18 protein-coding genes are annotated in these 24,266 nt (G+C 53.7%); 8 read left to right on the top strand and 10 right to left on the bottom strand.

Translation table 11 applies throughout. The annotated features are described in order from the left end of the window. Nucleotides 1-22 precede the first annotated feature (22 nt). Nucleotides 23-1,042, bottom strand: coding sequence for a Gfo/Idh/MocA family protein (locus tag ACS5NO_RS02840; RefSeq protein ID WP_439413738.1), 1,020 nt, complete (start codon nt 1,040-1,042; stop codon nt 23-25). Nucleotides 1,043-1,149: 107 nt separating this feature from the next. Here ACS5NO_RS02840 and ACS5NO_RS02835 point away from each other — a divergent pair, with 107 nt between their 5' ends. Together ACS5NO_RS02835 and ACS5NO_RS02830 are read left to right on the top strand one after the other, a co-directional pair. Next, nucleotides 1,150-3,399, top strand: coding sequence for a monovalent cation:proton antiporter family protein (locus ACS5NO_RS02835; RefSeq protein ID WP_439413737.1), 2,250 nt, complete (start codon nt 1,150-1,152; stop codon nt 3,397-3,399). Between the two features lie 70 nt (nt 3,400-3,469). Further along, complete coding sequence (locus ACS5NO_RS02830) at nt 3,470-5,242, top strand: ABC transporter ATP-binding protein (RefSeq protein ID WP_439413736.1); 1,773 nt, start codon at nt 3,470-3,472, stop codon at nt 5,240-5,242. Between the two features lie 46 nt (nt 5,243-5,288). On the opposite strand, the gene ACS5NO_RS02825 is transcribed toward ACS5NO_RS02830, so the two are convergent. Both ACS5NO_RS02825 and nhaA read right to left on the bottom strand, forming a co-directional pair. Continuing rightward, complete coding sequence (locus ACS5NO_RS02825; protein ID WP_439413735.1) at nt 5,289-6,347, bottom strand: ArsO family NAD(P)H-dependent flavin-containing monooxygenase; 1,059 nt, start codon at nt 6,345-6,347, stop codon at nt 5,289-5,291. 22 nt (nt 6,348-6,369) lie between these two features. Beyond that, on the bottom strand, nt 6,370-7,560 hold the full coding sequence (nhaA, locus tag ACS5NO_RS02820; RefSeq protein WP_439413734.1) for a Na+/H+ antiporter NhaA: 1,191 nt from the start codon (nt 7,558-7,560) through the stop codon (nt 6,370-6,372). 504 nt (nt 7,561-8,064) lie between these two features. Here nhaA and ACS5NO_RS02815 point away from each other — a divergent pair. Together ACS5NO_RS02815 and ACS5NO_RS02810 are read left to right on the top strand one after the other, a co-directional pair. Further along, the gene (locus tag ACS5NO_RS02815; protein ID WP_439413733.1) at nt 8,065-8,796 is read left to right on the top strand and encodes a class I SAM-dependent methyltransferase; all 732 of its coding nucleotides are present in this window, start codon (nt 8,065-8,067) and stop codon (nt 8,794-8,796) included. 29 nt (nt 8,797-8,825) lie between these two features. Further along, on the top strand, nt 8,826-10,595 hold the full coding sequence (locus tag ACS5NO_RS02810) for a glycosyltransferase family 39 protein (protein WP_439413732.1): 1,770 nt from the start codon (nt 8,826-8,828) through the stop codon (nt 10,593-10,595). A gap of 84 nt (nt 10,596-10,679) precedes the next feature. Here the strand turns inward: ACS5NO_RS02810 and ACS5NO_RS02805 are convergent, their stop codons facing one another. The 5 genes from ACS5NO_RS02805 to ACS5NO_RS02785 form a co-directional block, all read right to left on the bottom strand. After that, nucleotides 10,680-11,483, bottom strand: a complete 804-nt coding sequence (locus tag ACS5NO_RS02805; RefSeq protein WP_439413731.1) for a metallophosphoesterase family protein — start codon at nt 11,481-11,483, stop codon at nt 10,680-10,682. Continuing rightward, nucleotides 11,480-12,544: an ACR3 family arsenite efflux transporter gene (arsB, locus tag ACS5NO_RS02800; protein WP_439413730.1), complete on the bottom strand. Its 1,065-nt coding sequence runs from the start codon at nt 12,542-12,544 to the stop codon at nt 11,480-11,482. The genes ACS5NO_RS02805 and arsB overlap by 4 nt, the downstream gene beginning before the upstream one ends. Beyond that, on the bottom strand, nt 12,541-12,990 hold the full coding sequence (arsN2, locus tag ACS5NO_RS02795) for an arsenic resistance N-acetyltransferase ArsN2 (RefSeq protein ID WP_439413729.1): 450 nt from the start codon (nt 12,988-12,990) through the stop codon (nt 12,541-12,543). The genes arsB and arsN2 overlap by 4 nt, the downstream gene beginning before the upstream one ends. 33 nt (nt 12,991-13,023) lie before the next feature. Further along, complete coding sequence (locus ACS5NO_RS02790) at nt 13,024-13,911, bottom strand: arsenite methyltransferase (protein ID WP_439413728.1); 888 nt, start codon at nt 13,909-13,911, stop codon at nt 13,024-13,026. A gap of 67 nt (nt 13,912-13,978) precedes the next feature. Then, nucleotides 13,979-14,305: an ArsR/SmtB family transcription factor gene (locus tag ACS5NO_RS02785; protein WP_439413727.1), complete on the bottom strand. Its 327-nt coding sequence runs from the start codon at nt 14,303-14,305 to the stop codon at nt 13,979-13,981. A gap of 227 nt (nt 14,306-14,532) precedes the next feature. Between ACS5NO_RS02785 and ACS5NO_RS02780 the strand changes: the two genes are divergently transcribed. Both ACS5NO_RS02780 and ACS5NO_RS02775 read left to right on the top strand, forming a co-directional pair. After that, the gene (locus tag ACS5NO_RS02780; protein ID WP_439413726.1) at nt 14,533-15,966 is read left to right on the top strand and encodes a nucleoside hydrolase-like domain-containing protein; all 1,434 of its coding nucleotides are present in this window, start codon (nt 14,533-14,535) and stop codon (nt 15,964-15,966) included. Between the two features lie 70 nt (nt 15,967-16,036). After that, a complete protein-coding gene (locus tag ACS5NO_RS02775) occupies nt 16,037-16,813 on the top strand; it encodes a hypothetical protein (RefSeq protein ID WP_439413725.1) in 777 nt (258 codons plus the stop codon). Nucleotides 16,814-16,933: 120 nt separating this feature from the next. Here ACS5NO_RS02775 and ACS5NO_RS02770 read toward each other — a convergent pair whose 3' ends face one another. Continuing rightward, on the bottom strand, nt 16,934-18,373 hold the full coding sequence (locus tag ACS5NO_RS02770; protein ID WP_439413724.1) for a RagB/SusD family nutrient uptake outer membrane protein: 1,440 nt from the start codon (nt 18,371-18,373) through the stop codon (nt 16,934-16,936). Between the two features lie 26 nt (nt 18,374-18,399). After that, nucleotides 18,400-21,444 (bottom strand): SusC/RagA family TonB-linked outer membrane protein, encoded by a 3,045-nt coding sequence (locus ACS5NO_RS02765; protein WP_439413723.1) that lies wholly within the window; start codon nt 21,442-21,444, stop codon nt 18,400-18,402. 429 nt (nt 21,445-21,873) lie between these two features. On the opposite strand from ACS5NO_RS02765, the gene ACS5NO_RS02760 reads away from it, so the two are divergent. Both ACS5NO_RS02760 and ACS5NO_RS02755 read left to right on the top strand, forming a co-directional pair. Beyond that, entirely contained in the window at nt 21,874-23,046 is a 1,173-nt protein-coding gene (locus ACS5NO_RS02760) for an alginate lyase family protein (RefSeq protein ID WP_439413722.1), read from the top strand. Nucleotides 23,047-23,059: 13 nt separating this feature from the next. Continuing rightward, nucleotides 23,060-24,262, top strand: a complete 1,203-nt coding sequence (locus ACS5NO_RS02755) for a glycoside hydrolase family 88 protein (protein ID WP_439413721.1) — start codon at nt 23,060-23,062, stop codon at nt 24,260-24,262. Nucleotides 24,263-24,266 lie beyond the last annotated feature (4 nt).

Genomic DNA, 24,266 nt, shown 5'->3' with positions numbered 1-24,266 from the left:
ACTACGATCTAAAGAACCGTCTTTATACTTTTCGCAGCACGCTTTCCAGCGTCACGGTGGCTCCGCCCTGCCGTTTGCTTTCTTCGGCGGCTTCCATAAAGGCAAAAATTTCCAGCGTTTCGGCGGCACTGACCGGCGGTTTACCGGTATTGAAAAAGGTTACGATTTGTACCAAAAGGGCTTTATAGCCTTCGTAGGGACCGATGGGTGCGATGCCTTTTTCGCCGTATGCCGTGCCGCCATACCCGGTTTTTCCGGAACGGATTCCCCGGAAAGTCCCAATCCGATCATCATTCCAGACACCAACCACCACGTCCGCATCCTTCGTGTGCGTCCGGCTCACCTGCTTGCAACCCGGCCCCATCACCGTGAAAAGCGTTTCGACGCCGTGTATGCCGTACCAGAACAAATCAGGGTGGGTTTTCTCGATGGGCGACGGGCTATAAGTGTCGGCACCCAGCACTTTCCCGACGGTTTTTCCCTGTGCGATGTCCTGCGCACTGGTCATATAGCGGAGCGATGAGGCCGAAAAAACCGGCACGTTGGCCTTTTTAGCGGCTTCAAAAATAGCTTTCGTATCGGCCAGCGAAGCCGCAATCGGTTTATCGATAAACACCCGCTTCCCGGCCTTGAACACTTTCAGCGCCTGCTCCAGATGCAACCGGCCGTCGTTGGTTTCCAGCAACACCACATCCACCTTGCGGAGCAGTTCGTCAATGGAACCGACGATTTCAACACCCAGTTTTTTCACTTCTTCCGTATAACCTGCCACCCGGCTGACGCTCGATTCGATGTCATTGCTGCCTTTCGGATAAGCCGCCACGACGCGGTAGCCATCCAGTTCAGGACCGGCAGTCGGGCTGTTGAGCTCTTTGGTAAAAGCGGTGCTGTGCGAAGTGTCCAGACCGATGATGCCCACCCGTTTTCCCTCCGCCAAAGGAGTCGGTTCGGGCATCGAAAAAAGGGTGTGCGGCAGGCTGAGCGAGAGTCCCGTAGTGGCTGTCACACCCAGAAATTTTCTACGGTTAAGCAAATGATTCATCCGATTCGGGCTAAAAAGGTCGTATTATTGTAAGAATAGCAATTTTATTCGTTTTATCCGTCTGCTGTTTCAAGGGTAGGTCGATAAAAACACGGTTTTTTCCAGATATGGCTCATTTACCAAACCTGATCATTGATCTGGCGATCATTTTGGGAACCGCAGCCGTAACGACGCTTCTTTTCAAATGGCTTAAACAACCCCTCGTTCTGGGTTATATTCTGGCCGGAGTGCTCGTAGGGCCAAAGTTTTCATTATTCCCGACCATTTCCGACCCGGCCACCATTCGCATCTGGGCCGACATTGGCGTCATTGTACTGCTGTTCAGCCTCGGGCTTGAATTTAATATCAAAAAGCTCGTCAAGGTCGGCGGCACAGCTTCCATGACGGGCGTCATCGAGATTTCAGCGATGGTTCTTCTGGGTTACCTCACCGGCATGTGCCTGGGCTGGTCGACCATGGACAGCATTTTTCTGGGCGGTATTGTCTGCATTTCCTCCACCACCATCATCATCCGGGCGTTCGATGAACTGGGTATCAAAACCCAGCAGTTTGCCGGTATTGTTTTCGGGATTCTGGTAATCGAAGACATCGTGGCGGTTTTATTACTCGTGCTGCTTTCTACGCTGGCCGTCAGCAAGCAGTTTTTCAGTGCCGAAATGCTGGTTGCCATCATGAAACTGGCGTTCTTTCTGGTCATCTGGTTTTTGGGCGGTATATTTCTCGTTCCCTCCCTGTTGCGAAGCGGCCGAAAATTCATCACCGATGAAACCCTGTTGATCATCTCCCTGGCGCTGTGTCTGCTCATGGTGGTTTTCGCCACGAGCGTCGGTTTTTCGCCCGCTTTGGGCGCTTTCATCATGGGTTCGATTCTGGCCGGAACCATTTACGCCGAACGCATCGAACACCTGCTGACCTCGATCAAAGATCTGTTCGGGGCGGTATTTTTTGTCTCGGTCGGTATGTTGATCGACCCGGCCCTTCTGGGCGAATACGCTGGACCGATTGCGATCGTTACCGTTGTCGTTATTCTCGGCAAATCCATTTTTGTTACCCTCGGTGCGCTCGTGGTGGGCCAGCCGCTGAAACAGTCGATCCAGACCGGGATGAGTCTGGCGCAGATCGGGGAGTTTTCGTTCATCATCGCCACACTGGGCCTGAATCTGAAAGTCACCAGCGGTTTTCTGTATCCCATTGCCGTTGCGGTTTCCGCCCTGACGGCCTTCACCACGCCCTACATGATCAAGGCGTCCGGTCCGCTCTGTACGTGGGTGGAAAGCAAACTGAGTCCGCGAACCAAACTCTTCCTGACGGCTTACAGCTCCGGGGCGCAAACCATCGGCAGCGTCAGTGACTGGTATCAACTCCTTCGCGAACACATTCAGATCATCATTGTCAACACCGCCGTCATTCTGGGCATCATTCTGTTGGCATCCCGCTGGCTGATGCCTCTGGTTGCGGAGGAAATCATCGGCAGTCCGGGAGCCGATATTCTGACCGGTTTTCTGTCTATTCTGCTGATGGCCCCGTTCCTGTGGGCACTGGTGCTGAAACGGATCAACCGGCCGGTTTATACCCGGCTCTGGACCGAACGACGCGCGTATCGGGGACCGCTGGTGACGCTGGCGATTGCCCGTGGCGTCATTGGGCTGGGGCTAGTGCTGCTGTTGCTGCAACAATTTTTCTCCGTTAGCCTGCTGCTTTTCGTCGTCGTTGTGCTGACCGGCGGCTGGCTCGTGCTGGGCAAGCGGCTTCCGTTGATTTATGAGCTGATCGAAAAGCGGTTTCTGGTCAACCTCAATTCCCGCCAGATTTACCAGGAAAACCGCATGGGGCGGAATCTGCTGCCGTGGGATGCCCACCTTTCCTATTTCGAAGTCAATGCCGAATCGCCGGGCGTCGGGTCTACCCTCGCCGAGCTGGCACTCCGGGAGAAATACGGCGTCAACGTCATTTCCATTGCGCGCGGCAGCGTGACGATGCTGGTGCCGGGCCGGAACGAACGCCTGTTTCCGGGTGATAAAATTGCCGTGATCGGCACCGACAAGCAACTGGAACATTTTATCAGCCTGATCGAACCGGCTAAAAAAGAGAAGGCTGAAGCTACGCCCGCACAGGAAATCTCGCTTCAGAAAATTGCCGTCGATGAGTCGTTTCCGTACATCGATCAAAGCATTCGAAATTCCGGTATTCGGGAAAAAACCCAGGGGCTCATCGTGGGCATCGAACGCAAGGGAACGCGCATTTTAAATCCCGATTCAACGACCTTTTTCCTCCCGGGTGATGTTATCTGGCTGGCCGGGAACACAAAACTCATCAAGGAGTTTCAGCGGGAAAACCGCTTGCGGACGATGCAGTGACCCGCCACGGGTTGTCCTGTTTTGAAAACCGTACGCAGCCCGGTCGAAATCAAACCTCTTCTTTTACTTTATGAAATTACTGTACAGCTACTTACGCGGTTTCTGGCCACTCCTCATTCTGGCCCTGCTATTGGCGGCCATCAACCAGATTTTTTCGCTGCTCGATCCGTACATCTTCCGAAAAATCATCGATCAGTACGTCGTCAAACCGGGTTCGGCCATCCAGCGACTGGATTTCGTGAGTTTCCTGAGCGATGGTGCCGGATTACTGATTTTGCAGGCACTGGGTGTTGCGATGGTGAGCCGCATCGCCAAAAATTTCCAGGATTATTACGTCAACGTCATCACGCAGCGACTCGGCGCCCGGCTGTATTCCGACGGTTTGCGCCACTCACTCGACCTCCCCTATCAGGTTTTTGAAGACCAGCGTTCGGGCGAAACACTGGGCAAACTTCAGAAGGTGCGGACGGATGTGGAAAAACTTATCCAGTCGTTTGTCAACGTATTGTTCACATCGGTAGTCGGGATCATTTTCGTCATGTGGTACGCCAGCACGGTGTACTGGCCCATTGCTCCGGCCTATTTTCTGACCATTCCGCTGCTCGGTTTTGTCAGTTCGTTGCTCAGCAAAAAAATAAAGGTTGTTCAGAAGAACATCGTGGCCGAAACCACAGCCTTGGCCGGTTCGACCACCGAAAGTCTGCGCAACATCGAACTCGTGAAAAGCCTCGGGCTGGCCCAGCAGGAAACCGAACGGCTGAATGCGACCACCGAAAAAATCCTGCGACTCGAACTCAAAAAAGTCCGGTACGTCCGTTCGCTGTCGTTTGTGCAGGGCACATTTGTCAACTTACTGCGGAACGCGATCATGCTGATGATGCTGTTTCTGGTGGTGCAGCAACGCATTACGGTGGGTGAATTTTTCTCGCTCTTTATTTACTCCTTCGCCATTTTCGGCCCCTTGCAGGAACTGGGTAACATCATCAACATTTACCGGGAAACGGAAGCATCGCTGGCTAATTTCCAGCAGATTCTCGACACGCCCCGCGATGTAAAACCGGCCCATCCAATCCCAATCAAAAAGATTCAAACGCTGGCGTTCGAGGACGTCCGTTTCAAACACTTATCTGCCGACAATCCGGCCCTCGACGGGATTTCGTTCGATGTCAAACTGGGCGAAACCATCGCGTTTGTCGGGCCGTCGGGTTCCGGGAAGACGACGCTGGTGAAGTTGCTGGTTGGTCTGTATCCCCCGCTGGCGGGCCGGATTCTGTACAACAACATCCCCAGTTCCGAAGTCGACTTGGACGAATTGCGCGAACAAATCGGCTTTGTGACGCAGGACACGCAGCTTTTTGCCGGTACGATTCGCGAAAATCTGCGCTTTGTAGCCCCGAATGCCACTGACGCCGAATGCCTCACGGCGCTCCGTCAGGCCGCAGCCGATACGCTTTTGAGTCGCGCTCCGCAGGGGCTCGATACTGTGATTGGCGAAGGCGGGGTGAAAGTTTCCGGGGGTGAAAAACAGCGTCTGAGCATCGCCCGCGCGTTGCTGCGCCGTCCAACCCTGCTGGTTTTCGACGAAGCCACGTCGGCCCTCGATTCGCTGACGGAGGAGGAAATCGGCAAAACCGTCCGCCAGCTTTCGGGATCACGGCAACACATCACGATTCTGATTGCCCACCGCCTGAGCACGATTCTGCACGCCGACCGGATTTTTGTTTTGGAAAAAGGCCACGTGGCCGAACAGGGCCGTCATGCGGATCTGTTGTTGCAGAAAGGACTGTATTACGCCATGTGGCGGCAGCAAATCGGCGAACGCAAGGAAATGGCGACGGTGTAATCAAGGATTTCTACGAAAAAACCGGGGCTCCACTCCGGTTTTTTCGTTAAGGAGACGGATCTTTTTGCAAAAAACCGATGACTTCCTGTGCCGTCTGGCGGGCGGATCGGTTGACGCCGATGAGGGTTGCCGAAGCAAAACCGGTCCAACTGCCGTAGCCCACCAGCCACAAACCCGGCTGCCGAACCGAGCGCGTTCCGGCTACGTCGACCTTTCCATCCGGCGTCAGCACGTCAAGCGGTTCTAAAAACGCGAGGGCGGGCCGGAAACCGGTACACCAGATCACCGCATCGACCGCTTCGGTTTTTCCATCGGGCCAGATTACCCCGGTTGGGGTGAGTGCCGTAAAGGGTCGGACGGAATGCAGAACGCCCCGGCTGCGGGCCTCTTTCACGGGTTCGACCATGACGATGTCGGCCAGACTGCCTCCGGTTTTGGTGTCCCCCGCCTGAAACCGCTGGGTGGCTGCCTGAAACAAATACCGTCCATCGACTTCATCCGGCAAAAAAGTGGGTTCGGTCAACGTAATCCAGGTCGTATTCGCCACTTTCGACACTTCTGCCAGAATCTGGGCCGCCGAGTTGCCTCCGCCCACCACCAGCACCCGTTTCCCCGCAAATTCAGCGGGGGAGCGATAGTGTGCCGAATGGAGTTGCCGACCTTGAAAGTTTTCGCTTCCGGGATACGCAGGAATGTAAGGATTGCTCCAGCTTCCGGTGGCACACACGAGCGTCCGGGTGCGGTATTCACCCTGGTTGGTCAGGAGCCGAAACAACGAACCCGCACGCTCGACGGATTGCACCTGAACCGGGCGATGAACGAGAAACGAATACCGTTTCTCATACTGCGTAAGGTAATCGATGACGTCCAGCCGCGACGGATACAGCGACGCGGTGCGGGGCATCAGCCAGCCGGGCAGGGAACTGGCATCCGCCGGCGAAAAAAGCCGCAGCGACTCCCAGCCGTGCAGCCAGGCACCACCGGGTGCCGATTGCTCATCCACCAGGATAAAATCGAGCGCACTACGCTGCAAATGGTAAGCCGTAGCCAGAGCGGATTGTCCTCCTCCGATAATAATGAGATCCCGTACCGGTGATTCGTCCATGGGGTTTTTCTTGTCCGTAAACTTACTCTTCAGCAGCCAGAAAATCGTCTTTCCGGGCTACGGCACTCAAAACAATGTAGCCAAAACCACCCGCCAAAACTGATGCGATGAGAATGGCAAATTTAGCCCCGGCGGCAAAAACCGGCTGTCCGGCAAACGAAAGGAGCGCGATAAAAATCGACATCGTAAAACCGATGCCGCCCAACAGACCTAACCCAATAATATGGGGCCAGCGCGCACCTTCGGGCAACGTACACAAACCCGCTTTGACGGAGCACCAGGAAAGTAGCGTAATTCCCACGGGTTTGCCCAACACGAGCCCTACCAAAATGCCCAGCCCCAGTGGGGTCGACAAGCCTTGCAACATACCAGCTTCAAACCGGATGTTAGTGTTGGCGAGCGCAAACAGCGGCATAATGGCAAAATTGACCGGTTTGATCAGCATGTGCTCCAGTTTTTCCAGTGCCGATTCGGTGTCATCCGGCGTGGTTGGTAGCGTAAAGGCCGTAAGCACCCCGGCGATGGTGGCATGGACGCCCGAATGGTGGATAAAATACCAAATGAACAGGCCGGGAATCAGGTAGAAAGCCAGATTTGTTACGCCCACGCGGTTGAAAATAATCAGTACCAGCAAAACGCCCCCTGCATATGCCAGGTAATTGACATGCAGGTCCGTGCTGTAGAAAATGGCGATGACCACGATGGCGACCAGATCATCCACAATAGCCAGGGCAGTCAGAAAGATTTTCAGCGATGCCGGAACCCGTTTTCCCAACAAGGTAATGAGGGCAAGGGCAAACGCAATGTCCGTTGCCATCGGAATCCCCCAGCCTACGGTGGTTTCGGTTCCGCGGTTCAGCATCATGTAAAACAGGGCTGGAACCGCCACACCACCGATGGCCGCAAAAATGGGCAAAGCCGCCTTTTTGACGGATGACAGTTCTCCTTCAACCAATTCCCTTTTGATTTCCAGGCCCACCATCAGAAAAAAGACCGCCATCAGGCCATCGTTGATCCAGATTAGAACGGAGTATTGTAAATCCAGACCGCCCCAATCCGTTCCCAGCCGGGTGGCCAGCAGGTTTTCAAAGGAATTTCCCAGCGACGAATTGGCGATACCGAGTGAGATGACCACACAGAGAAAGAGAAGGAAACCGCCTATCGAACCCGATGTAAAAAAATCCTGGAAGTGTTTCAAAAAGGTCGCTTTCATCGGTTTTTCAATTGATAGACTGCAATAGTAAGAAGAAACATCCAGCAGGGCCACTTAATCTTATTTTAATCTTTTCCCTTGCTTTTTTTAATTTCTTTTTAATTTTTGCCGTAGTAACCGATCAATAGATATTGATCACATTCAGAATTATGCTGCAACTTACTCCCCCCTGACGACGATTTTCCGCTAGCCCCAACCCTGGGCTAGATCGTTGACGCGGCCTCATCGAGTGCCGGGGAGTTCCTCTTTTTTCCATTTTTTCGAGCAGTGTTCAGCCGTTTTGCGGCTGGCCAATCTAGCTTTCCGTTCGGCTATTTCGCGGAGGAAAAGCTACAAATCTCGTTTTAGCCATGCTACACCTTGTTCCACCCTGATCCTCCGATCAAAGATCATCAACGCTCTTGACAACACAAGCCTGGTTGGCCGTAGTGTTTCTTCTGTGGCTTTTCCAGGTGGCCTACGGTATTCTTACCAGATTTTATTTTCCATCTAACCCCTAGCATAATGAATACGACGCTGAAAAAAAATGTCCAGGAGTTCAACCGGAATGTGAACGAAAATGGCGGTTTTCTGTACACCACCAATGCGCAGTTTTCGTCGCATGTCGCCAACAAACGGATTTCGGACGAGATCTTCAAACTCATCAAACCACATTACAAAACCCTGGTAGACATTGGCTGTGGCGACGGCATGTACACCAACAACATCAAGGAAAACTTTCCGCATCTGGACGTTCACGGCTTTGATCCTGCCGACTCGGCCATTCAGATCGCCAGTAAGAAGTACCCTACTGTGAAGTTTGAAACCATTAATTTGCTGGACGACCAGTTGCCTGTTCCGGCAAAAAAATACGATGTAGCCGTCATCCGGGGCGTTCTCCACCACCTTTCCGATCAGCAAAAAGCCATCACCAATGCTTTCCGGTTCGCCGATCACCTGATTATCATGGAACCGAACGGCAACAACCCCATACTTAAAGTCATCGAAAAAACTTCCCAATATCACATCGAACACGAAGAACAGTCCTTCTTCGAGTGGGATTTAAAACGCTGGATACGCAATGCGGGCGGACAAATTGATTCGTGGAGCTACGTTGGTTACGTCCCCTTCTTTTTTCCAACCGGACCCGCCAAGGTAATTTACTTTTTTCAGCCCTTCATGGAAAAGATTCCGGTTCTGAAGCATGTCTTCTCGGCCCAGTTTATCATTTCCTGTTCACAAAAAAAGGAAGTCTGACAGTAGCCGTCTAACGTTAACTTATTTTTATGGAAATACTGAGACGCCCCGGCGTCATCATCTTTTTGGTTTTGTTACTGGCTTTTGGTTTACGGGTCTATCATTCTGACAACCACGGTCTTTACCTCGACGAGAAATACACCCTGGTGATTTCACAGGGCATCGTGATGGAAGGCGCCAACCAGAAAGACGTCTTTTTTACGCCGGGTAAAACCACGTTTACGCCCCGCGAGTTCTGGAAAGAAAAGACGCTGAATGACTTTTTTGAAGCCAACATGCGGGGCGACATCGGCAACAGCCCCGCCTACTATGCGGTTTTGTGGGTCTGGATGGAAATCTTCGGGCTGAGCGACTTTTCGGCCCGGTTTCCGTCCGTCCTGTTCAGCACACTGGTGGTTGGGTTGGTCTACCTGTTTGTGCGTCGGCATTTTCGTTCGGAACCGCTGGCTCTGGTGAGTGCGTTTCTGGCCGCGATCGAACCTTTCTTTATTGCCTACAGCCACATGGCCCGCAATTATTCGATGAGCTTCTTGCTCACGCTGCTGGCCACGCATCTGTTTTTGCTCATTCTGGAGCGCAACAAAACCGGCAAACCGGTGGCCGGGCTGTATGTTGGCTACGGTCTGACGCTGGTCATCGCCATTCTTTCGCACTACCTGACCGTAACGGTTTTTCTGTGTCATGGGCTCTATGCGTTGCTCTTTATCCGGCCCCCGCGTCGCTGGTTGCCTTTTGCGCTGACGGCCCTGGCGGGTATCGCCGTCGTTTCGCTGTGGTTTATCTACGGGGGCGGCACCTACACCTTTCGGACCCTGGCCTATCAGGCACAGCTCTACCGAAGTGTCGCCCTGACGAGTCCCTACCAGAACGAATTCGGGATCATTTTGCCGGCGACGCTGGCCAATGTCGCCCAAAAGGCGTTGCCGGTATGGGCCGATCTGTTCATCTTTTCGAACGGAGCGGGTCAGATCGACGCGTTAGGCATTCGCAACATGGCCATCGCACTGCTGTTTGGCCTGGTGGCCGCCGGGCTGGTGTACCGCTACCGCCGAAGCGAAACACTTCCGTTGGCAATCAGTCTCTTGTTTCCGGTGCTGCTGCTGGCCGGTTTGCCCCTGTTCACCGTTCCCAACCTGAAACTGGTGGTGTTGGCTGCGTTGCCTTCGCTGTTCTATCTGATGGCGTTGTCGCTCCGGCGGAATACGAGCCCGGAACAAAAACCGCTGATTGTTTTTACCATTCTGCTGGCCGTCATTCCGACGTTATTTCTGATCGTGATGGCGTTCCGCAATGGGCATACCTACGGCATCACGCAGCGATATTCGGGTTTTTCATTCCCCTATACGGTGATTCTGGTGGCCCTGATGCTCCGGCAACTCGTCCGGATGCCCACCGCCATCAAAGCCGCTCTGGGAGTGGTGCTCATGCTTCAGGGCTATTACATCACCCGGCTACTGAGCCAGATTTACGAAGATCGTGACCCGAAATATACCTACTTTACCGTACCGCGCGGCCCCAATCCGCATTATCTGGTTGCCCAACGGATCAAGGAGTTGTATACGCCGGGTGATACGATTCTTTACCCCTCGGTCCGGTTGAACTTCCGGGATGAGGTGGAAAAAACCTATTGGCCTTATTCGGTTCAGGATGCCCAGTTAACCAATTTATACTTACCTAAAGACGCCGACTACATTCAACGGATGGATACAACCGACGTCAATACCATCCGGCTGGTCAAAGCCCGGTCGGGAAAGGAGATCGTTTTGTTCGATCTCAAGGGGAAACGGCACCGGTATTAACGGGAGGATACCATTATTTACAGCTCCTTGCCGTAAGTCAGGCTTCTTGCCACCAGGCATACGACTGGAAACGAGCGTTCTTGCTCATTGAGCCAGCCGTAAAGCCTGCGCATAGACGTCCGGCAATTCACTCTGCTCGACGGCCAGAGCCGCCCGTTCCACATCGTACGGCACCCGAACAAACTCGACGTGAACGCCTTCGGCAGAACCAGGCCGGGCGGTTTCTTCGATCGTGAGCAGAACGTAACCCGCGCGCGGATCGCCGTCTTTGGGTTTGCCCACAGAACCAATGTTGATGGCGTGCCGGTAATACGGCGTTTCGCCTTCGCCCAGCGCGTTGACCACTTTGTAATACGGTTTGTGCGTGTGGCCAAAACACATAATATCGGCATGAGCACCCTCCAGAACACGCGCCAGACTGCGATCTCCGCGATCTTCAAACAGGTATTCGTTGACCCGCCGGGGGCTGCCGTGTACGAGAAGCAGTGAGACGGGCGTCTGCTGCTGCCAAAGGTGTTCCGGATCGTTGCCCAATTCAAACTCGACGCGAATGTGGGTGGGTAAAGTCCGCAGATACGCCCGTTCGTCGTCGCCGACGGTTTTGTTGGTGTAGGCAATCGAAACCTTGCCGTTGGCTTTTTCATCGTCGGTTTTGTAGGCGCACCCGCAATCGTCCGACGAGCGGCCGATGCCGTAGTCGTAGTTACCGGCAATCGTCGGAATGTTCCGACGGCGGATTTCAGCGATCACTTCGTTGGGCCAGATGTTGTAACCCACCATATCGCCCTGGCAATACACCGCGTCCGGTTTTTGGCGGTCAATGTCGGCTAAAACCGCTTCCAGAGCGGGCAGGTTGGCGTGGATGTCGGAAAACAGGGCAATTTTCATACGGTTTTTGGGGACGGTTTTTGGGAAGAAATTCCAAATGTATTCTTCTGTTTACGCGCAAAGTTGACCATCAGAATCAACACCGGCACTTCGATCAGTGGGCCGATGACGGCGGCAAAAGCGGCTCCGGAGTCGATGCCGAACACCGCAATGGCCACGGCAATGCCCAACTCAAAGTTGTTTCCGGCGGCCGTGAAAGCCAGCGAGGTGGATTTGGTGTAATCGGCACCGGCCCGTTTGGACAGATAGAACGCCGAGAAAAACATGATGGCAAAATAGATCGTCAGCGGAACGGCAATCCGCAGCACATCGAACGGAATGGAAACGATCAGTTTTCCTTTCAGGCTGAACATCACCACAATTGTGAACAGCAGGGCGATGAGTGTCATCGGGCTGATGGCCGGTAAAAACGTCTCTTCATACCATTGGCGGCTGAAAACGCGCGTCAGAATCAGCCGCGACAGCAAACCGGCCAGAAACGGAATGCCCAAATAAATAAATACACTCTGCGCCACTTCGCCAATCGTGATATCGACCGTGAAGCCCTGTAAACCAAACAAAGGCGGCAAAACGGTGATGAAAACGTAGGCATAGAGTGAATAGAACAGCACCTGGAAAATGCTGTTGAAAGCCACCAGACCGGCCGCGTAGAGCCGGTCGCCCCCCGCCAGATCGTTCCAGACAATAACCATCGCGATGCAGCGGGCAATCCCGATCATGATCAAACCAGTCATGTAGTCGGGTTTATCCGGCAGGAAGATCACGGCCAGAAAAAACATCAGCAACGGGCCAATGATCCAGTTTTGCACCAGCGACAGCCCCAGAATTCTGGTATTGGAAAATACTTTGGGCAATTCGGAATACCGCACCTTCGCCAGGGGCGGATACATCATCAGAATCAGGCCGATGGCCAGCGGCACGTTGGTCGAACCGGAATTAAATCCGTTGATGAAGCCTTCCGACTGCGGAAAAAAGTAGCCGATGCCCACGCCGGTGAGCATGGCCAGGAAAATCCACAGCGTTAAAAACCGATCGAGAAAAGAAAGTCGGGGCGTGTTCATGCGGCATTGTCGTTTACGGTTCGCTTCATCACAATGGCTGAAGATGGACAAAGGTCACTGAATTGCTGCGTTTGCTGAATGGCTTCAGGCACTTCCGATCGATCGACCGGCTGAAAACCGTGCCGCTCAAAATAGCGATCGGCGGTGGTCGTGATCAGATATACGTCGGCCAACCCGTCGGCTTTGGCGGTTTCCAGCAGCCGGTCAACCAGTTGCGCAGCGATTTGCCGACCCTGGTGCTGCGGATCAACGGCTACGGAACGCAGCAGCGCCACGGTTCCGTAGTGTTCCAGACCCGCCACGCCAACGCCGGTTTCCTGCTCTTTAGCAATCACAAAACCGGTTATCTCGGGTGGCAAATCATCGGTCAGTAACTCCGCCTGTTGCAACAGCGCCATAACGGCTTCCCGGTCTTCCGGACGGGCATTTTCAATTGATAAAGCCATCATTTTCAGCATTGAACGCGTTAATTAAAGAAACTAATTGCAGCAGTCGGGTCCGCAGCAGGAAGCGGCATTAGTCGCTGCCGGAGCCAATTCGACAACCGGTGCGGTAGGTTTTTCGGCATAAACCGTAACGCTGTAGATACCTTTGTCCTGCTGGCGGTAGTCAGCAATTTCGTCCGCAGTCAGGTAGTTTTGCAGCAGTTCGTCGGGCAGCACAATTTCGCGTTCTTTTTGGAGGATGATCCCGGTAAAACCGGCTTCCTGAACAATCTGCAAATAGGTATCTTTCTGGATAGCGCCCGACACACAGCCCGCATACAATTCGGCATCCTTGATGACGCCCGCAGGTAAATCGCCTTTCAGCACAATGTCCGAAATGCTGAAATGACCGCCGGGCTTCAAAATCCGGAACGTCTCGGAAAACGCTTTCTGCTTGTCGGGAACCAGGTTCATCACGCAGTTGCTTACCACCACATCGGCCAGGTTGTCGGGCAGCGGCATTTCTTCGATGTCGCCATACACAAACTCAACGTTGGTATACCCCAACGTTTTAGCGTTCCGGCGGGCGCGGTCGATCATGGCCGGCGTCATGTCCAGGCCAATCACCCGGCCGGTTTCACCGGTTTCGGCCCGGGCCACAAAACCGTCGTTGCCCGCCCCTGAGCCCAGATCTACCACCACGTCGCCGGGTTTGATCTGCGCAAATTGCGTCGGTAGGCCACAGCCCAGTCCCAGATCCGCTTCGGCCACGTAGCCGTTCAATCCGTCGTAGCCAACGGCCATGTTGATGGGTACGTCATTCGAGGGGCCACAGCACGACGTAGGACCACACCCGCAGCCAGCCGCTTCAGGCTGCCCCCCTTCGGCAATAGCGCCGTAGGTCTGGCGCACGATTTCTTTTAGTTGTTCAGCAGTTTCCATGTTCACTTATTTATTTGTTTATTGTAATATTACGATTGATTCAGGTAAAAAAATAGCGACGCTGGTTTTAGCAACAGGTCGCGGGCGCGAACGAATCCAGCAGTGTACCAAACGTCTGCCGGGCTTCTTCCCAAACGGTTTCGTTGATGCAATAGCACACGCGGGGCGGATCAATTTCTCCCTTGATGAGACCAATGCGTTTCAGTTCTTTCAAATGCTGGGAAACCGTCGGTTGCGCCAGCGGCAATTCATCCACCAGATCGCCACATACACAGGCCTTTTTCGCAATCAGCAATTGCAGAATGGCCACCCGGGCGGGATGGGCAAAGGCTTTGGCCAGATCGGCGATGCGGTTTTGCTGGTCAGAAAATATTTCGGTTTTGGTGAGTCCCATGTTGCAAAGGTACTAGTCATTTTATTAATCGCAATATTACGATAGATTTTTTTTAATGGCCCGATTTGTGGGCTTGTGGATTCTACCCGGTCCTGGGCCGTGTTTCAGTTGTTTCCTGAACAAGGGCAAGTAGTAAAACAAAAATACGGAATGCTTTTAACAGCGGGGTGCGATCAATTCAATGTCCTGATCTTCCGATCAATGCGACCCTAAAAGCGGCTCATACCATGCTCCATCTGCCTAAAAAAAGATTTTTCGCGCTCATCACCGGCATCACCGCCTTAGGGGGCATACTGGCAATCAGTGGCTTCTGGACGGAACCCTTCCAGGAGTCCCGCACTGGCCCGGACAAGCCGCGCGTTCTGATTTTAACCGATATAACCAGTCTACAAGCTGGCACTGGCGAACCCGACGACGGTCAGTCGCTGATTCGATTGATGTTGTATACCAACGAATTACAGATTGAGGGACTGGTTGCCTCTTCTAATTTGGGGCATGGCCAGCGGGTGAAACCGGATCTGATTCGTCGGGTTATCGAAACCTACGGGAAGGTTCAACCCACACTTTTACAACACGATCGCTCTTACCCGCCACCCGCCCGGTTGCTCGGTTTGGTCAAATCCGGCCAGCCGCTGGCCGGGCCGAACGTGCCGGTAACCACGAGCGTCGGTGCCGGTTTGGACACTGAAGCTTCGGAATGGCTGATCCGGGTTGTCGATCACCCCGATCCACGTCCGGTTTGGATGTGTGCCTGGGGTGGTACAGCCGATTTAGCGCAGGCGCTCTGGAAGGTGAAACAAACCCGTTCCGAAAAAGCCGTGAAGGCTTTTGTTGGTAAACTACGAATTCACGCCATTGCGGATCAAGATGCCACGGGGCCCTGGATCCGGCAGCAGTTTCCCAGTTTGTTTTATATCCTGAACCGCCACAACTTCAGGGGTATGTACCGGGGCGGAAACACCCGGCTGGCTGATTCTGGCTGGGTAGCCACCCATATTCAGCAAAGCGGCAGTCTGCTCGGCGCATTGTATCCGAATTATGCCGGAGGTGACATCTGGAGTTCCCGGATTGGTCGGGTTAAAGGGATCAAAGAAGGCGACTCGCCCTCCTTTTTGAGCCTGGTTCCCAACGGATTGAACAGGCCGCAGCAGCCGGAACTGGGCGGCTGGGGTGGTACGTTCCAGCGAAGCCCTGCGGGTTATTTCCAGGATCAGGTTGATTCGACTGCGGATTACGCTACCGATCCGACGCCGTATATGGCCTCGGTTTACCGCTGGCGTCCCGCCTGGCAGGCCGACTTCCAGGCCCGTTTACAGTGGTGTACCCGAACGTACCGGCAAGCAAACCACCATCCCCAGGTTCGTATTGACGGAGACGCTGCTTTTCAACCGCTTACCAGAGTCGTTTCTTCCGGTTCCGACGTACAGTTTGATGCCGGTAACTCGACCGATCCGGATGGTCAGTCCCTCCGGTTCAACTGGCAAATCTACCCCGGAAGCCTGCCGAAAGGTTTTGTTCTGACGGGCGATCAAACACCCCGGCTGCGTTGCCGGATCGCGAAGGAAGCCCGGAACCAATCCATTTCATTGCTCCTGACCGTAACCGATACCGGTCAACCGGCGCTCAGCCGCTACCGTCGCATTGTACTGCACGTGCGGTAAATTTCCATCGGCACGAACTTATACGTACATTTTCTCATCCCGTTTTCAATCCATCCAACTTTAATTTCGTATGAAAAACGCATTCATTCTGTGTGTCCTTACCTTCTTTTTCAGTCACGCGAAAGCACAAACTTCCACACCTGCGAAGGGTACGGAATACCTGAAACTCATTCCCGGTTCGGAGCAATCGGCCTTCAAACGGGTAGAGATTTCATCCGACATCGACACGACCTGGAACCGCTGGAAAGAACGCGGGTATAATTTCGGCTTTAATCCGCGAATCACGCCGATGTATACGACCGTCAACGGAATTCTGAGTACGCCGTACATGATTCAGGTGCGGGGCAACGAAAACGAACGAAACCGCAAACGCTGGGGCTATCACGTGTTTGAAGGTTACGCCAAAGACGACAAATCCCGCATTACGATGCTGGTGAATAAACACATTGAGGATGAAAAACCGGTCGCCGAACTCTACTACTACAGTACGGTTTATAACCACGACGAACCGGCTTACAACTGGTTTAAAATCGGCTCCGATGTCCGGCAACACTCGTTTCTGTTCAGTCGGGATAAAGCGATTTTCTACGGTTCTTTAAAAATGACCAATGCGCTGACTTTAGGCAATATTGGGCGCGATAATCTGCTGTTGGAAAAACCGACGGCGGATGCTGAAACGAATTATGCCGAAGACGCGAAACACGTCAATTACGAAGCGTTGAAAAACAGCGAAAACGGAACGATCTTCTATGATAAAGACAACAACATCGTCGTGATCAAAATCAATGGAAAATGGATGAAACTGGCGGTGGAAGCGCTACCAAAGGGAGTGAATTATTCGTTTTGAATGATGCAGTTTTTAATTTCAAATGTAAAATGATGAATGTCAAATGTAAAAGTGCGCGGCATTGAAACACTTTATCATTCTACATTCATCATTTTACATTTGAAATTCATAAAAGCCGACTCAATACCCCGGATTCTGCGTCAGATTCGGGTTCAGATCCCGTTCGCGCTGCGGAATCGGATACAGCGTATGCGTTTCGGTAATGCTGGTTTTACCTTTGGCTTTCAGCAGGGGCACCAACCGGCCCGTCCGCACCAGATCAAACCAGCGGTGTCCTTCGGCGTTGAACTCCCAGCGCCGTTCGTCCCAAATCGCCTGCCGGAAGGCTTCTTTGGTTAAAGCCGCCGTAAAGTCGGCGGTCGAAGCGCCGGTCAACGGAAAACCGTAAGCCCGGCGACGAATGGGGTTGATAGCGCCCAGAGCCGCAGCCGTGGGGCCACTGATTTCATTGTCGGCTTCGGCAAACATCAGCAGCACGTCGGCATACCGGATGATCGGGAAGTTGTTGTTGGCATCGCCAAACGCCCGCGCCGACGGATCGACGTATTTGTTGAAGTGCTGGAAGGTATTCACAGTTTGACCCGCTCCGTTTACGTACGAATTCAGGAACAGTTCCTTGCGCTTATCTCCGGTCTGGAAGCTGTTATACAGATCCATCGTTGGAATGAACGACCCGAAACCCCGGCCCGTGATGGGCGAGTTTTCCGGCGCAAAATACGTCACCATACCACTGCCCTGGCCACTGCCGCCACCCACAAACTGAATCTCGAAAACCGACTCTTTGCCGTTTTTATTCGAAATGGCGAATACGTCGATGTATTTATCGAATAAACCGTAGCCATATTTAGCGGCATTGTCGATCACCTCTTTGGATTTGGCCCGCGCGTTTGCGAAATCCTTCCTGGTGAGGTACACGCGCGCCAGCATCGACTTGGCAGCCCCGGCGGTAACGCGACCCAGATCGGCACCGGTAAACTTGTCCGGCAACGACGTTTCGGCCTCGGTCAGGTCCTTGATGATTTGCGTATAGACCTCATCGGCACTGGCCCGGGCCACATCTTTCCCCGCACTCAGCGACTGGGTTTCGGTCAGCATCAGCGGCACCCCGCCATACCAGCGCACGAGGTAAAAATAGTAGAAAGCCCGCAGGAATTTCGCTTCCCCGATCAGCCGCTTTTTCAGCGTTTCGTCCATCGTAATGCCCGGAATCCGGTCGATGGCGGTGTTGGCGCGGTTGACGCCCTGGTAGATCACCTGCCAGCTTTGTGTCACCACACTGTTGGTCGGAATGGTCTGGAAACTCCAGAGCTGAACCCGGTCGGCATTGTTCAGCAGAGGGTCCATATCATCCGATGGCAGATCGCCCATGATGATGAAATTCCGGCTTTGGTCGCCCACCTGGTTGGCAATGTCATAGACGGCATTGACGGCCGCCGTAGCATCGTTGGCGTTCGTATAAAAATTGACCGGAGCCAGCGACGACGGGGGCGTTTCTTCCAGCGAACACGCTCCCAGCCCGAAAGTCAACGCGGCAACAGCAAGGATAGGTTTGATTTTCATGATCTTACAAAAAGTTTAAGGTCGGATTAGAGTCCAATGTTCAGACCGGCCAGAATCATTTTATTGCCCGGATAGCTACCGTAGTCGCTGCCCTGGCTCAGCGTACTTTGTCCAAACCGGTTCACTTCTGGATCAAAACCGCTGTACTTGGTGAACGTAATCCAGTTCTGCGCACTGACGTAGACCTTCACGTTATACAGCTTGATTTTACTGACCAGCGACGACGGCAGGGTGTACGACAAATTGATGTTTTTCACCCGCAAATACGACCCATCTTCAATCTGGCGGCTCGACAACACGTAGGCATTACCAACGGCGTTGGCGCGCGGAATGGTGTTGCTCGGATTCGTCGGCGTCCAGCGGTTCAGCGTTTCCGTCGACTGGTTGCTTACGCCGGTCAACGATTCCTGCTCAAAGCGGTTGATGTTGAAAATGCTGTTCCCGTACGTTCCCTGCATGAAAATGCTCAGTTCGACGCCTTTGTACGAGAACGTATTGGTCAACCCACCGTAGAGTTTCGGCTGGGCGTATCCCAGAATCACGCGGTCGCTGGCGTTGATGGCACCGTCGCCGTTCTGATCGACGTAACGCCGGTCGCCCGGTTTGGCGGTTTTCTGCGCTGATCCATCAACTTCAGCCTGGTTCTGAAAAATACCATCCGTTTTGTAGCCGTAGAACAGGCCAATCTGCTCACCCACCCGCACCAATCCAGAGTTCGGAAGCTGGAGGTGACCACTGGCATCGCCCGATGCAAATTCCGTCTGATCGCCCAGATTCAGCACTTCGTTGCGGTTGGCGGCAATGTTGAACGCCGTTGTCCACTTGAACGCACCCGTCAAATTGGTGGAATTGATGCCCAGTTCGACCCCCTGATTCCGGATGCTTCCCAGATTTTGCAGAGCCGACGCATATCCTGAAACGAAGGGCAGCGGCACCGACAATAGCAGATCGGTCGTTTTCTTGTTGTAATAATCCGCCGTCAGCGTGATGCGGTTATTCAAAACGCCCACATCGACACCAATATCGAACTGCGCAGTGGTTTCCCAGCGCAAATCCGGGTTGGCCACGCGCGACGGCCCGATGCCGATCACAACCGTATTGTTAAAGTTGGCATTTTGCGTTCCCAGCGTCGCCAGGGACTGGTATTGCGTAATTTCCTGGTTTCCGCTCAAGCCGTAGCTTACCCGCAGTTTCAGGTCGTTGATCACGTTATTACCTTTAAGAAAATCCTCTTCCGACAACCGCCATGCCACCGAAGCCGACGGGAAAACCGCCCATTTGTTACTGGCCCCAAACCGGGATGAACCATCGGCCCGAACCGTTGCGGTCATCAAATATTTGCCGGCATAATCGTAGTTGGCCCGACCGATGTACGAATTAAGCTGCCAGTTGCTGGCCGACGACGCCGGAACCAGCGCCATTGACGCCGAACCCAGATTTTCGTAGGTCAGAATGTCGTTGGCAAATCCCTGCGAACGGGCTTCGACGCTCTCGAACCGGTTTCCCTGCATGGTATAACCCGCCAGAAGCGTCAGGTTATGAACACTCCCGAAGGTTTTGTTGTAGGTCAGTGTGTTTTCGTTCAGCCAGGTCGACGATTGGGTATTAATGATCGATGCCTGACCGCTCAGTTGCGTACCGGTGGCGGTATTTCGCGACAGGTACAGGCTGCGTTTGGAGTAATTGACATCGGCACCGAAGCTCGTCCGGAACGTTAGGCCCGGAATGATTTTGTAGTCGGCGAATACACTCCCGATCATCCGCGTTCCAACGGTTTTGTTGAACGTTCCCAGCGCCTGCGCCACCGGGCTACCGATCTGAATCCGGCCGGGTGTGTTGAAAACCACCAGCGTTCCGTCCGGGTTGCGAACCGGCTGCGTCGGCGAGAAGTTCAGCGCACTGTAAACAACGGTTCCACCCGTTCCGCCATCAGCATCCGTCGGCACGGCATTGTTGCGGCTCCGGATCACGTTCAGGCTGGTTCCGATGTTGAACCGGTCGTTGATTTTATGGTCGAAATTGAACCGGAACGAAGCGCGGTCATACTCGGAATTGATGATAACACCTTGTTGATTCAGGTAGTTGGCCGAAACCGCATAGCGCGTTTTGTCCGAACCACCCGACGCTGTCAACTGGTAGTTTTGAATCGGTGCATTTCGGAAAATTTCATCCTGCCAGTTGGTTCCTTCGCCAAAACCGGCGATTTGCGCATCCGTAAAAACCGGCGCACGACCCGCATTCGTGTTGGCTTCGTTCACCAGCGTCGCATATTGCGTTGCATTGAGCATCGGCAGTTTCGTGCGAACCTGCTGAATGCCGTAATAGGTTTCAAATTCGATGCGGTTTTGGCCTGATTTACCGCGTTTGGTCGTAATCAGCACCACCCCGTTGGCACCCCGCGACCCGTAAATGGCCGTCGCCGACGCATCTTTCAGGATTTCCATCGATTCGATGTCGTTCGGGTTCAGGTTCGCTCCGCTTTCGTTATACACCGGAAAACCGTCGATGACGTAAAGCGGCTCGTTTCCGGCATTGATGGAGTTACCCCCGCGAATCCGAATCGTTACGCCACCACCCGGCGCGTTGGATGCCTGCGTTACCTGCACCCCGGCGGCCCGGCCCTGCAAAGCCTGCCCGACACCCGTCACCGGAACGGACTTGATGTCTTTTGCCGTAACGGACGACAGCGAACCCGTCACGTCACTTTTCCGCTGCGTTCCGTAGCCCACCACCACGACTTCTTCCAGCGCTTTCTGATCTTCGGCCAGCGTAATCGTAAGCTGGCTCCGACCACCGATGTTCACTTCGAGCGAGGTGAACCCCAGCGACGAAACGACCAGCGTGCCGTTGGACGGCGCGTTCAAACTAAATGTACCCTGTGCATTGGTGGAGGTTCCGGTGGTCGTTCCTTTCACAACCACGTTGGCTCCGGGAATGGCATCCCCATTGGCTCCCGTTACTTTCCCCGAAACCGGGGCAGTTTGCTGCGCCATGAGCAGGATTGGAAACTGCAGGCCCACCAGCAGGGCGAACCAGATCCACCGGCTGGCTTTTGTACCGTTTTTTTTCATAGGATTTAGAATTGTAAAATAGGTTGTACCCTCGACGCCCACATGCTAGTTGATCGGGTTGACAAAGCTGATTGGTTAAACATGAAGCAATATTAATTGTCAGGAGACTAAAAAATGTCGGAATAATCTAAATCGAACGGTTTGTCCACCTCTTTGAACGGTTTTTGATCGGCCTGAACGATTTGTCCACCAATTTGACCACTAGACGTTATCAAGAAAAAGTTGGACGTAACTAAACTTGCACTTCCAAAACGTAGGAGCGATTCCTGTGAGAAAAAACAGACTTATTCTATCCATTGCTGAAGTCGGGTCCATCGTCGTACTCGTCTCCTTTCTTCTATATTTGCTTTCGATCCTGCTCTGATTTCACGAGTACGACAGCCCGGTTTCGGGGTTGCCGGACAAGTCCGTACCTTTTAAGTTATACCGATGCAAACACGGTTACTCCTCTTCCCGGTTTTGATCTGCCACTGGCTGGCGGGGGTGGTTTATGGGCAGTTGCCCAAACCGCCGAAAGCCGTTGTGGCCACGTTGAAGTCCGCCGTTCTGGCCGAAGCCCGCTGGGCCATGCAGCAGGAGCCCATCACCGTGACGGCGCAAACCTCGCCCCGGAGCGCGGGTGGCAAACACGATTTCTTTTCGGAAGGTGACTACTGGTGGCCCGACTCCGCCAATCCGCAGGGGCCGTATGTCCAGCGCGACGGCATGACCAACCCCGACAATTTTGTGGCCCACCGCCAGGCCATGATCCGCTTCAGCCGGGTAGTAGGGGCGCTGGCGTCGGCCTACGTCATTACCCGCGACGAAACCTACGTCCGGCAGGCTTTCCGGCACCTCAACGCCTGGTTTGTCGATCCGGCCACGCGCATGAATCCGTCGTTGCTCTACACCCAGGCCATCAAAGGTCGGGCAACGGGCCGGGGCATCGGCATCATCGACACCATTCACCTGATGGAAGTGGCGCAGGGATTGCGGGTGATGGAAACCGCCAAAAGCAGCGATAAACGATCTGTAGCGACTGTACGCCAATGGTTTGCCGACTACCTGACCTGGCTGACGACCCATCCGTACGGCAAAGACGAAATGAATGCGAAGAACAACCACGGCACCTGCTGGGTGATGCAGGTGGCGGCATTTGCCAAACTCACGAACAACGACTCGCTGCTGGCGTTCTGCCGAAACCGCTACAAAATCGTGCTGCTCCCCGACCAGATGGCCGCCGACGGCAGTTTTCCGCTGGAACTTCGCCGGACCAAACCGTACGGGTATTCGCTGTTCAACCTCGATGCCATGACGATGATCTGTCAGATTTTATCCACCAAAACCGACAACCTCTGGACGTACCAGACCGCCGACGGACGCGGTATTCAGAAAGGCATTTCTTATCTGGTTCCGTTTGTGCAGAACAAGGCGGAATGGCCGTTGAAACCCGATGTGATGTACTGGAACGACTGGCCGGTTGCGCATCCGTTTCTGGTATTTGGGGCCGTGGTTTTCGACCAACCGGCCTGGCTGGCAACCTGGCAAAAACTGGAACATCGTCCGCAGGTTGAGGAAGTGCTGCGGAACCTGCCTATTCGCAATCCTCTTATCTGGCTTTAATTTCCCCGTACCTATGAAAAAAATAACCATCTCATTACTGGCATTGCTGGGCCTGCTGACTAGCTTCATACCAAACTCTTCAATCAAATCCCTATTCGACCAGGCGGAACAGCAAACGCGGCTGATGCTGAGCGAAGTAGACGCTGCTGATAAAAAACCGGGCAACAACAAACCGCTTTTGGTCTCACCCCGAACGTTGAATGAAGCCGGTGCGTTGCAGCTTGTTCCCGCCCGCGACTGGACGAGCGGTTTTTTCCCCGGCGAACTGTGGTACCTCTACGAATTTACCGGTAAAAAAGAATGGGCCACCCAGGCCCGGTTCTACACGGCCAACCTCGAAGCCGAGAAGATGAATGCCGGTACGCACGACATGGGTTTCAAAATCTATTGCAGTTACGGCAACGGTTTTCGATTGACGCGCGATCCGGCATACCGCGAGGTCATCATTCAGGGAGCAAAATCGTTGAGCAAACGGTTTAAACCGACGGCCGGTATCATCCGGTCGTGGGATCACCACAAAGAGGTCTGGCAGTGTCCGGTGATCATCGACAACATGATGAATCTGGAATTGCTGTTTGCGGCCACGCGCCTGACGGGCGATTCGACGTTCTACAAGATTGCCGTTACGCACGCCAAAACGACGCTGAAAAACCATTACCGCCCCGATCACAGTTCCTTTCACGTGGTCGATTATGACACGCTGACCGGGAAAGTTTTGAAGAAAAACACGCACCAGGGCTTCAACGACGCGTCGGCCTGGTCGCGCGGACAAGCCTGGGGATTGTACGGCTATACGCTTTGTTACCGCGAAACCAAAGATCCGCAGTTTCTGAAACAGGCCGAAGCCATTGCCCGGTTTATGCTCGATCACCCCCGGATGCCCGCCGATCTGGTGCCGTATTACGACTATGACGCGCCGGGCATTCCGAACGAGCTGCGCGATGTGTCGGCGGCAGCCGTAATGGCTTCGGCCCTGTATGAACTGAGCACCTACGGTTCCGGCAACGCCCGCTACCGGGCCAAAGCCGATCAGGTCATCACCAGTTTGTCGAAAAGTTATGCTTCACCGGTCGGAAAAAACCACGGTTTTCTGCTCCTGCACAGCACGGGCGCGAAGACGTTTGAGCGGGATGTGCCGCTGGTTTACGCCGATTACTATTACCTGGAAGCTTTGTTGCGGGCGAAGAAGCTGAATGAGAAAAAACCGCTGTTCTAAAACC

The sequence above is a fragment of the Larkinella fluvii genome, from assembly GCF_051857545.1.
In the GTDB taxonomy this organism is placed as follows: domain Bacteria; phylum Bacteroidota; class Bacteroidia; order Cytophagales; family Spirosomataceae; genus Larkinella.
The sequence above is the reverse complement of the archived record's forward strand: the minus strand, read 5'-3'. Positions and strand labels throughout refer to the sequence as shown.

What these genes read in the sequence shown, in the direction of transcription:
- ACS5NO_RS02830 (WP_439413736.1), top strand. Translation starts at nt 3,470, where the DNA reads ATGAAATTACTGTACAGCTACTTACGCGGTTTCTGGCCACTCCTCATT.
- ACS5NO_RS02770 (WP_439413724.1), bottom strand. Translation starts at nt 18,373, where the DNA reads ATGAAAATCAAACCTATCCTTGCTGTTGCCGCGTTGACTTTCGGGCTG.
- ACS5NO_RS02755 (WP_439413721.1), top strand. Translation starts at nt 23,060, where the DNA reads ATGAAAAAAATAACCATCTCATTACTGGCATTGCTGGGCCTGCTGACT.
- ACS5NO_RS02835 (WP_439413737.1), top strand. Translation starts at nt 1,150, where the DNA reads ATGGCTCATTTACCAAACCTGATCATTGATCTGGCGATCATTTTGGGA.
- ACS5NO_RS02815 (WP_439413733.1), top strand. Translation starts at nt 8,065, where the DNA reads ATGAATACGACGCTGAAAAAAAATGTCCAGGAGTTCAACCGGAATGTG.
- ACS5NO_RS02825 (WP_439413735.1), bottom strand. Translation starts at nt 6,347, where the DNA reads ATGGACGAATCACCGGTACGGGATCTCATTATTATCGGAGGAGGACAA.
- arsB (WP_439413730.1), bottom strand. Translation starts at nt 12,544, where the DNA reads ATGAACACGCCCCGACTTTCTTTTCTCGATCGGTTTTTAACGCTGTGG.
- ACS5NO_RS02785 (WP_439413727.1), bottom strand. Translation starts at nt 14,305, where the DNA reads ATGGGACTCACCAAAACCGAAATATTTTCTGACCAGCAAAACCGCATC.
- ACS5NO_RS02765 (WP_439413723.1), bottom strand. Translation starts at nt 21,444, where the DNA reads ATGAAAAAAAACGGTACAAAAGCCAGCCGGTGGATCTGGTTCGCCCTG.
- ACS5NO_RS02780 (WP_439413726.1), top strand. Translation starts at nt 14,533, where the DNA reads ATGCTCCATCTGCCTAAAAAAAGATTTTTCGCGCTCATCACCGGCATC.
- ACS5NO_RS02790 (WP_439413728.1), bottom strand. Translation starts at nt 13,911, where the DNA reads ATGGAAACTGCTGAACAACTAAAAGAAATCGTGCGCCAGACCTACGGC.
- ACS5NO_RS02810 (WP_439413732.1), top strand. Translation starts at nt 8,826, where the DNA reads ATGGAAATACTGAGACGCCCCGGCGTCATCATCTTTTTGGTTTTGTTA.
- ACS5NO_RS02805 (WP_439413731.1), bottom strand. Translation starts at nt 11,483, where the DNA reads ATGAAAATTGCCCTGTTTTCCGACATCCACGCCAACCTGCCCGCTCTG.
- ACS5NO_RS02775 (WP_439413725.1), top strand. Translation starts at nt 16,037, where the DNA reads ATGAAAAACGCATTCATTCTGTGTGTCCTTACCTTCTTTTTCAGTCAC.
- ACS5NO_RS02760 (WP_439413722.1), top strand. Translation starts at nt 21,874, where the DNA reads ATGCAAACACGGTTACTCCTCTTCCCGGTTTTGATCTGCCACTGGCTG.
- ACS5NO_RS02840 (WP_439413738.1), bottom strand. Translation starts at nt 1,042, where the DNA reads ATGAATCATTTGCTTAACCGTAGAAAATTTCTGGGTGTGACAGCCACT.
- nhaA (WP_439413734.1), bottom strand. Translation starts at nt 7,560, where the DNA reads ATGAAAGCGACCTTTTTGAAACACTTCCAGGATTTTTTTACATCGGGT.
- arsN2 (WP_439413729.1), bottom strand. Translation starts at nt 12,990, where the DNA reads ATGGCTTTATCAATTGAAAATGCCCGTCCGGAAGACCGGGAAGCCGTT.